Annotated in this window: 6 protein-coding genes; all 6 read left to right on the top strand. The window is 65.3% G+C overall.

Annotation, left to right across the window (positions count from 1 at the left end; genetic code table 11):
- Positions 1-722: 722 nt before the first annotated feature.
- Positions 723-2,993, top strand: a complete 2,271-nt coding sequence (locus tag A7X97_RS04890; RefSeq protein WP_111007660.1) for a methyl-accepting chemotaxis protein — start codon at positions 723-725, stop codon at positions 2,991-2,993.
- A 37-nt stretch (positions 2,994-3,030) separates the two neighbouring features.
- Positions 3,031-3,900: a CheR family methyltransferase gene (locus tag A7X97_RS04885; RefSeq protein ID WP_049416359.1), complete on the top strand. Its 870-nt coding sequence runs from the start codon at positions 3,031-3,033 to the stop codon at positions 3,898-3,900.
- Entirely contained in the window at positions 3,897-4,493 is a 597-nt protein-coding gene (gene cheD, locus A7X97_RS04880; protein WP_014037083.1) for a chemoreceptor glutamine deamidase CheD, read from the top strand. Before A7X97_RS04885 ends, cheD begins: the two co-directional genes overlap by 4 nt.
- Positions 4,490-5,563 carry a protein-glutamate methylesterase/protein-glutamine glutaminase gene (locus A7X97_RS04875; protein ID WP_072168978.1) on the top strand — a complete coding sequence of 358 codons (1,074 nt, stop codon included), beginning with the start codon at positions 4,490-4,492 and terminating at the stop codon, positions 5,561-5,563. The genes cheD and A7X97_RS04875 overlap by 4 nt, the downstream gene beginning before the upstream one ends.
- 413 nt (positions 5,564-5,976) lie before the next feature.
- Positions 5,977-6,615: a hypothetical protein gene (locus tag A7X97_RS04870; RefSeq protein WP_088497667.1), complete on the top strand. Its 639-nt coding sequence runs from the start codon at positions 5,977-5,979 to the stop codon at positions 6,613-6,615.
- Complete coding sequence (locus A7X97_RS04865) at positions 6,612-8,087, top strand: XVIPCD domain-containing protein (RefSeq protein ID WP_088497666.1); 1,476 nt, start codon at positions 6,612-6,614, stop codon at positions 8,085-8,087. The genes A7X97_RS04870 and A7X97_RS04865 overlap by 4 nt, the downstream gene beginning before the upstream one ends.
- Positions 8,088-8,154 lie beyond the last annotated feature (67 nt).

The following is an 8,154-nucleotide window of genomic DNA, read 5'->3' as shown; positions in this document are numbered from 1 at the left end:
TCTCGTGGGCTCGGAGATGTTTAAAAGAGACAGTAGGGGGGGCCTCTCTGCAGGGCTGCCCCCTCCCCCCGAAGAGCCAAAGGCGACTTCAACGTAAAAAGGGGTTTTCCTGGGGGAGGGCGGGGTGGGTCCGGTGGGGGGAGACGCCGTGAACCCGTCCATGGGGGCTTGGCCGCGGCATCCATGCCGCGGACACCCCTGCGCAACCCACCCTCCCGGCCACGGACAGTTTCCGTGCGCGTCCACCCCGGATTGAAGAAAGAAGAGCAAAAAACAAAAGCCAGGTCACTTCCGGGGTCAGATCCGTTTTCCGCAGGAAAACGGATCTGACCCCTCTTTCCACCTGGAACCCCAACGCTCTTTCCGTCCGACACCGAAATGCCGAGAGGGCTGGGCCGGGGTGGGTAGGCAGGACCGTTGGCGCCATGGATGGCGCCATCGAGCCCCCATGGACGGGTTTACGGCGTGTCCTGGCTGCCCACCCCGGCCCAGCCACCTACTGACAATCCAGCGCCGACCAACTGCTGTTGCTGTTGCTGTTGCTGTTGCTTCAAAACCAGCCTGCCGCAGGCAGCGCCGCAGCCGCCGCTGCACGGAAACCTGAATACGTTCGGACACCGCACCTCAATCCCCCGCCCTGACGGCCGATAACGGGGTTGTCACCGCTTGTCCCGCCGTGACCGGCACGGCGCCGCCCGCCCGCTTCGACCTGGTCCTGCTCGATGAATCTCCTGCATCGCTGGCAACACTACTTCAGCAATCTTTCCGTCCGGCGCAAGCTCAACCTGCTGACGCTGCTCATCGCGCTCGGCGTGATCGCGCTGTCGGTGATCGCCGCCCGCATGCAGTACCTTGACCTGACCGAGACCCGCAAGGCTGCGCTGAAGACCCAGGTCGAACTGAGCTACGGCATCCTCCAGCACTACCACCGCCTGGCCGGCACCGGCGAACTCAGCGAAGAGGCCGCCAAGCGCGCCGCGCTGCAGGCGCTGGAGGTCATGCGCGCCGGGAACGATACCTACTACTTCAACATTTACGACACCGGCTACCGCCTGCTGATGCACCCGTTCCGCAAGGACCTGGTCGGCAAGGACATGAAGGACTTCCACACCGACGACGGCGTACGGATCTACTACGACCAGGTCGAAGCGGCTCGCGCCGGCGGCGGCTTCGTCAACTACCGCTGGGCCAAGCCGGGCAGCAAGGGCGAGGTCGAGAAGGTCGCGTACGCCGGCCTGTTCGCGCCGTGGAACTGGGTGGTCAGCAGTGGCGTCTACATGGACGACGTGCAGAAGCAGGCGCTGGTGTTCACCGCCATCATGGCAGTCTCCGGCGGCGTCCTGGTGCTGATCGTACTGGCCCTGAGCTGGGTCATCGGCAACCGCATCGCGGTACCGCTGAAGCAGGCCACAGCCGTCGCCGAAGGCATCGCCGCCGGCAAGCTCGACAGCCACATCGGACCGCAGCCGCACGATGAAACCGGTCGCCTGCTGGACGCCATGGCCGGCATGCAGCAGCAGTTGCATGCGGTCATCACCGGCCAGCGCGAAATGGCCCGCCGCCACGACGGTGGCGAACTCAGCTACCGCATCGACGCCAGCGCCTTCCCCGGCGAATACGGGCTGATGGTGCAGGAAACCAACGCCCTGGTGGGTAGCCACGTGCAGACCCTGCACGATGTGCTGGACGTGGTGCAGCAGTACGCGGTCGGTGACCTGAGCCGCGACATCGCCCGCTACCCGGGCGAGAAGGCGGCGATGACCACCACCGTCGACACCGTCAAGGCCAACCTCGGCCGCATCAACGCCGAGATCAAGCAGTTGGCCAGCGCCGCCGCTGCCGGCGACTTCAGCCGCCGTGGCGATGCGCAGCGCTTCGACCACGATTTCCGCCTGATGCTGGAAAACCTCAACGCGATGATGGCGGTCAGCGATGACAACCTCGGCAAGCTGTCGCAGCTGCTGTCGGCCATCGCCGAGGGCGACCTGACCGCGCGCATGCACGGCGATTACCAGGGCGTGTTCGCCCGCATGCGCGACGATGCCAACGCCACGGTCGCGCAGCTGACCCAGATCGTCGGCCAGATCCAGGCCAGCGCCTCCAGCATCACCCTGGCCGCCGGCGAGATCGCCTCAGGCAACAGCGACCTGTCGCGCCGGACCGAGCAGCAGGCCGCCAACCTGGAGGAAACCGCCGCCTCGATGGAGGAACTGACCTCCACCGTGCGCCAGAACGCCGAGCACGCCCGCCAGGCCAACCAGCTCGCCATCGGCGCCCATGGCGTCGCCTCGCAGGGTGGCGAGGTCGTCGGCCAGGTGGTCACCACCATGTCCGCCATCGAAGCCTCGTCGAAGAAGATCGCCGAGATCATCAGCGTCATCGACGGCATTGCGTTCCAGACCAACATCCTGGCGCTGAATGCCGCCGTGGAAGCCGCGCGTGCCGGTGAACAGGGCCGCGGCTTCGCCGTGGTCGCCAGCGAAGTGCGCACCCTCGCCCAGCGCTCAGCCGCTGCCGCCAAGGAGATCAAGGGCCTGATCGACGACTCGGTCGGCAAGGTCAACGATGGCTCGGCGCTGGTGCACAAGGCCGGCGCCACCATGGGCGAGATCGTCGCCTCGGTGCAGCGCGTGACCGACATCATGGCCGAAATCTCCGCGGCCTCGCAGGAACAGAGCGCGGGCATCGAGCAGGTCAACCAGACCGTGGTGCAGATGGACGAAACCACCCAGCAGAACGCCGCACTGGTGGAGGAAGCCACCGCTGCCGCACGTGCGATGGAAGACCAGGCCGCACAGCTTGCAGATGCCGTGGCGATCTTCCGGCTCGACAACCAGGTCTCGGCCGCAGTGAAGGCTGTCGCCGAGCGCGTGGAACCGGCGCGCATCACCACCGTGGCACGTCCGCAGCCGACCAGCACCCCCGCGCCGGTACGTCGCAGCAGCAACGCCAGCACCTTCGCCGCCAGCGACAGCGACTGGCAGGAATTCTGAGACCCACCCGTGGCGGCTTCGGCCGCCGCCCCCGCCGATGGACACGTCCCCCGTGCAAAGTCCTACTCCCATCGTTACCGGCCCACGCGAATTCGAGTTCGCCGACCGTGATTTCCGCCGCGTCTGCGACCTGATCTACCAGCGCGTGGGCATTGCGCTTGCGCCGGCAAAGCGCGACATGGTCTACGGCCGCCTGTCGCGCCGCCTGCGCACGCTGGGCATGCGCAGCTTCCAGCAGTACCTGGACCATCTGGAACAGGAAGATGGTGACGAGTGGCAGGCGTTCACCAACGCCTTGACCACCAATCTGACCTCGTTCTTCCGCGAACCGCACCACTTCGACAAGCTGCGCGAAGAACTGCAGCAGCGCTCCAGCCGCACGCCGTTGCTGCTGTGGTCGTGCGCAGCGTCCACCGGCGAAGAGCCCTACTCGATGGCGATCACCGCGTGCGAGGCCTTTGGCACCCTGAAGCCGCCGGTGCGCATCATCGCCACCGACGTCGACACCCAGGTGCTGGCCACCGCCGGCCGCGGCGTCTACAACATCGATCGCGTCGCCAGCCTCGATCCGGACCTGCGCCGCCGCTACTTCCAGCGTGGCAGCGGCCCCAACGAGGGCCAGTGCCGCGTACTGCCTGCGCTGCGCGAGCTGATCGAATTCCGCCCGTTGAACCTGCTCGCCCCGCGCTACGACGTCGGTGGCCCGTTCGACGCACTGTTCTGCCGCAACGTGATGATCTACTTCGACAAGCCGACCCAGCGCGCGATCCTCGGCCGTCTGGTGCAGCACCTGGCCGATGACGGCCTGCTCTACACCGGCCATTCGGAGAACTATCTGCACGCCGCCGACCTGATCCAGCCCTGCGGCCGCACCCTGTACCGCCGTGCGGCGAAGGCCGGCGCATGAATGCTTCGCTGCGTACCGACGATGTGATGCGCTACCAGGATGCGCGCTTCCAGACCATCGCCGCCAAGCTGCTGCCCACCCAGTACCTGGTGGTCGATGACACCACCGCGCTGACCACCACGCTGGGCTCGTGCGTAGCCGCCTGCCTGCGCGACCCGGTGCTGAAGATCGGCGGCATGAACCACTTCCTGCTGCCCGAGGGCAACGCCGGTGACGGCGCGCCCGCGCGCTACGGCAGCTACGCGATGGAACTGCTGATCAACGACATGCTCAAGCGTGGTGCCCACCGCAAGCGCATCGAGGCCAAGGTGTTCGGTGGCGCCAACGTGCTGAAGGGCTTCACCAGCAACCCGGTTGGCACCCGCAACGCCGAGTTCGTCCGCCAGTACCTTCAGGCCGAGCACATTCCGATCATTGCCGAGGACCTGTGCGGCATCCATCCGCGCAAGATCTGGTTCTTCGCCGATACCGGCCGCGTGGTGGTGCAGCGCCTGCCGCATGCGCATGAGGCCGAGGTGGCCGCCACCGAATCGGCGGTGCGTGCGCGCCTGTCCAAGGCGCCGGTCACCGGTGGCGTGGAGCTGTTCGAATGACCTTCACCGGCAACGCCCCCTGCCGGGTCCTGATCGTCGACGACTCCGCCGTCGTGCGGCAGATGCTCACGGAAATCCTGTCCAGCGACCCGGCCATCGACGTGGTCGGCACCGCGGCTGACCCGCTGCTGGCGCGCGAGAAGATCAAGCGCCTGCTTCCGGACGTGATCACCCTGGACGTGGAAATGCCGCGCATGGACGGGCTGGCGTTCCTGGAAAACCTGATGCGCCTGCATCCGCTGCCGGTGGTGATGATTTCCTCGCTGACCGAGCGAGGCGCCGACACCACCCTGCAGGCACTGGCGCTGGGCGCCGTGGATTTCGTCTCCAAGCCCAAGCTGGACGTGGCCCGTGGCCTGCAGGGCTATGCCGAGGAGATCATCGCCAAGGTCAAGATGGCGGCGCGCTCGCGCGTGCGCCCGCTGGTGCGTGCCAGCGCCCCCAAGCTCACGCTGGACGCAACGCCGGCGATGCGTGCTGCCTCGCCGCAGTTCCGCACCACCGACCGCCTGATCGCGATCGGCTCGTCAGCCGGTGGCACCGAAGCGCTGCGCGTGGTGCTGGAAGGCATGCCTGCCGATGCACCCGCCGTGGTGATGACCCAACACCTGCCGGCCAGCTTCAGCAGCGCCTTCGCCGAGCGACTGGACCGCCATTCGGCGATGGCCGTGCGCGAGGCCAGCGACGGCGAAGCAGTACTGCCCGGCCACGCCTACCTGCCGCCCGGCGGCAAGCACCTGCGCATCATCCGCGACGGTGCGCGCTGGCGCTGCCGCATCGACGACGGCCCGGCGGTGAACCGGCACAAGCCCGCGGTGGACGTGCTGTTCCGCTCGGTCGCGCAGAGCGCCGGTGGCAATGCCATCGGTGCCATCCTCACCGGGATGGGTGACGACGGCGCGCGCGGCCTGCTGGAGATGCGCCAGGCCGGCGCGCCCACACTGGTGCAGGACGAGGCCACCAGCGTGGTCTGGGGCATGCCCGGCGCCGCGTTCAAGCTGGGCGCTGCCGAGGAACAGGTGCCGCTGGAGCGGGTCGCCGAGCGGTTGCTCGCCCTCGCCCGCGGCTGACAGGCCCCTGTAGAGCCGAGCCCACGCTCGGCTCCGCTCCCTGCTGAACACCTCCAAGAGACGTCAGGCTCAATTGCCGATCCGCCGCCAGCACTTTCGACCATTGATGTTTCAACGGCGCTGATCGAGATCTGATCCTGCCGCAAGCCATGCGCGGCAAACGGGAGGCCCGCAGGACACCGACTGGAGCGCGGCTGGAGCGGGTCGTATAGTCAGGTATCGCACAGCAATGGAACGCCGATGAACGTTACCCCGCAAGGCCGCGCTGCTCGGGTACACAGGGTGGGAAGTCCGGGTAACGGACAATACCCACTGCGCAACCTGTCGCATTTGCCCGGATGTGGCGCCGTCGTTCGTGATGAGACCGCATGTTCCAAGGATCAAGGACAATCCTGCAGCGACGTGGACCGCTCATGCTGAAATCCGTCCCCAGCCTTGCTCATGTTGCGTTGATCGCCTTGATCACACTGGTTGTTGCAGGCTGCAACAAGGAACGCTCGTTCCCGGTCTATCGCGAGAATCCCGCGCCCAGGGATGCGCTGCCGATTGTGATTCGGGTCCACGATGCACCCGTGGATGTCCCCGTTCCTTCGGTCTTCGTCACGTATGAGATAGACCCACTCTGTCTGCCTCCGGTCAACAATTGGGAGGGGGTGCAGTACGAGCCGAACCAGCACAAGGTTGAGGTTCAGGCACAGCGCCTCAGTGCAACTGAATTCAGCAGTGCTGTTTTCAACGACGGTATGGAAGTTGCCGACTATTACGGTCGTGGCCCGTGCACTTGGACACCCGTGCTTGTGGAAGCTTCATTCCCCTTCATCATCGATGATCGCCCAATACGAGCGTCCGTCGCAGCACTATTCACGGAAATTGAGGGCGGGAGAACCTTCACTGCTTACGTAAAGCGCGCATTGCCGCCCTTGACCACAGGACAGTCGACAGAGCGGACGCCAACCGAGCCTTCAAGTTGGTACGAAAAGATGCCCCCAGAGAAGCGCGAGGAATACTTTCCAATCGAAGTCTCCACACGGATTGAAGGAGCATCGCAATGAATCCTAAAGAAAGCGCGGCGCTTTCGGACGATGTCTATAAGGACCCGCTTCCGCCCGTCAGTTCCGACATCACCGTCGGCGGAACAAAGTATGAGGTCCTCGCTTGTCGTGACTCTGGGAGCGGATATCAGGGTATTGTCTACCTCAACATCAATACAAAGGAAGTCATCGTCGCCCATCGCGGTACCGAGTTTGATCGTCAGCCCATGCTTGATGGCGGCATCGACGCCGCGATGGTCACCGCCAGATTCAACGCGCAACTGACTGACGCGCTGGCGCTGACAAAGCAAGCCCTCAGGCTGGCCGAAGAAAGGGGAGCCGGGCCAGTACACGTCACCGGCCACTCCTTGGGCGGCGCGCTCGCGCAGATCACTGCACACCACTACAACCTCCCCGGCGACGCGTTCAATCCCTACGGTGCCGCCGGGCTGGCATATCGCCTTCCTGAAGGCCAGCCAGCCAACGCGGCACCCTTCACCAACCATGTGATGGCAGGCGACCTGGTCAGTGCCGGCGGTCCCCATTACGGCAAGGTCGAGATGTATGCGCTGCCCAGGGAACTGGAGATCCTGCGCAACGCCGAGCACGGCCAGCGCATCGCCTCGATCGGAACACCCGGGATGAAGAGCGGCCATGTCATGTCCGCCGCGGTGGCGGTCCAGTTGGGCGATTCCCATCGATTGGTTCATTTCCTTGATCGCATGACCGACAAGGGTCCGGTGCAATCTGTACTGGACAACCCACAGGCGCGGGTCAGGGATCCTGAGGACCTGCGCCGGATTGCCGACTACCGCAGTGATGTTCATCAACTGCGTGCGGGTGCGACCGTGCTTGTCGGCGGCGGGCCCGGTCTGCTGCGCGACGGTATCAATTTCCTGCGCGGTGTCGAGGAAGCCGGTGCATACGCCCGCCGCGAGGCTGAAGCGGAGCAGCGGGCCCAGAATGCGCTCAAGCCGGGGGAGCAACTGATCCCGGATGCAACCGGCAAGGGCTCGCCCTCTCTCAGCAATCCCGCTTTCTCTCCCAAGAACCCTTTACAGGAGAGCATTGAATCAACCTTGGACAAGGCAGGCCTGGATCCCAGGAAGGAAGGCCATCCAGACCATGCGCTCTACCGGCAGATTCGCGAGGGTGTATCCACCGTGGATGCCAGGCACGGGCGCAGCTTCGATGAAACCAGTGAGCGCGTGACGGCCGGCCTGCTTGCGGCGGCCAAGGGCAGCGGCCTGGAACACGTCGATCATGTTGTACTGGGCAATTCACCCAGCGATGGCTCAGTCTCTCGCATGTTCGTTGTGCAGGGAGCGCTCGACAATCCAGCACACCTGCGGGCGTCGGTTCCAATCAGTGAGGCCGTCAATACGCCCGTAGAACAGTCGCTCGCCAAGGCCGAGCAGATTTCGCAGGCACAGCAGGTCGCCCAGCAGGACCTCGCCCACGAGCAGGTCCTCACCGCGAGACGGATGGGCTAGGCCACCTGGCCGGGCACAATGAAAAACCCGGCTCTCACCGGGGATTTTTCATTTCAACGGGATGCCG

The organism is Stenotrophomonas sepilia, from assembly GCF_003244875.1.
GTDB classification, from domain to species: Bacteria; Pseudomonadota; Gammaproteobacteria; order Xanthomonadales; family Xanthomonadaceae; genus Stenotrophomonas; species Stenotrophomonas sepilia.
The sequence above is the reverse complement of the archived record's forward strand: the minus strand, read 5'-3'. Positions and strand labels throughout refer to the sequence as shown.